The sequence below is a fragment of the Streptomyces sp. SID12501 genome (assembly GCF_010550245.1).
Lineage (GTDB): Bacteria > Actinomycetota > Actinomycetes > Streptomycetales > Streptomycetaceae > Streptomyces.
This window is the reverse complement of sequence record NZ_JAAGLU010000154.1, coordinates 1-822: the sequence shown is the minus strand read 5'-3', so window position 1 is coordinate 822 and position 822 is coordinate 1. Positions and strand designations below refer to the sequence as shown.

The following is an 822-nucleotide window of genomic DNA, read 5'->3' as shown; positions in this document are numbered from 1 at the left end:
TGGGAACCAGAACCGTTTCGCTCGGTGTGAGCCCCGGGATCGGGGCAGGACGTCGAAGAGAAGGTGCACTTCCCATGAACTCTGCTGCCAAGAAGGCCGCCGTGGCCCTGGCCTCCGCTGGTCTCGCTGTGGCCGGTGCCGCGGGCGCCGCTTCCGCCGACTCCGCGGCCGAGGGCGCGGCCGTGGGTTCCCCCGGTGTCCTCTCGGGCAACCTGGCCCAGGTGCCGGTCCACATCCCGGTCAACGTCTGCGGCAACTCGGTCGACGTCATCGGCCTGCTGAACCCCGCGTTCGGCAACGTCTGCGTCAACGACTGACGTCAGTCGATCTCATGACTGTGGGCGCCCCGGCCTCGCCGGTGGCGCCCACGGTCATGTCGCGTCCGGTCGGATTCAGCGACCGCCGTTGAGGTCCACGCCGCCGAGCAGCGGGGAGGCCTGGGTGGCGCCGTTCGCGAGCTTGAGGGTCTCGCCTGGCAGGTCGTTGCGGGCATTGTTGACCGTCTGCACGGTGCCGACGACCTTGCCCAGGCTGTCGCCCTGCTCGGCCAGCGCCTCGTTGGGAAGGTTCTCGGTGGCGCCGGTGGCGGCCGTCAGCGCGTCACTCAGTCCCCCGGTCAGGCTCATGGGGGGCATCGCGGCCGGGGTCCCGGCGGCGAAGGAGGGGGACGCGGCGCCGAGGAGGGCCACGGAACCGGCGACGACAGCGGCGACCTTCGTGAACTTCATTTTCGAAATCCTTTTCCAGCGGCGTCCGTAGCGCCGCTCTCGACCTGGCTAACGATTCCCCGCCGATACGGAAACGCGCGAGCGAACGCGGCAA

Annotated in this window: 2 protein-coding genes; one reads left to right on the top strand and one right to left on the bottom strand. The window is 69.8% G+C overall.

Features of this window, described 5'->3' with window-relative positions:
• Window positions 1-74: 74 nt before the first annotated feature.
• Window positions 75-317, top strand: a complete 243-nt coding sequence (locus G3I71_RS44950) for a chaplin (protein WP_164324667.1) — start codon at window positions 75-77, stop codon at window positions 315-317.
• Window positions 318-392: 75 nt separating this feature from the next.
• Here the strand turns inward: G3I71_RS44950 and G3I71_RS44945 are convergent, their stop codons facing one another.
• The gene (locus tag G3I71_RS44945) at window positions 393-728 is read right to left on the bottom strand and encodes a hypothetical protein (protein ID WP_164324665.1); all 336 of its coding nucleotides are present in this window, start codon (window positions 726-728) and stop codon (window positions 393-395) included.
• Window positions 729-822: the final 94 nt, after the last annotated feature.

Excerpts from the sequence above, each read along its gene's own strand:
- G3I71_RS44950 (WP_164324667.1), top strand. The coding sequence starts at position 75 with ATGAACTCTGCTGCCAAGAAGGCCGCCGTGGCCCTGGCCTCCGCTGGT.
- G3I71_RS44945 (WP_164324665.1), bottom strand. The coding sequence starts at position 728 with ATGAAGTTCACGAAGGTCGCCGCTGTCGTCGCCGGTTCCGTGGCCCTC.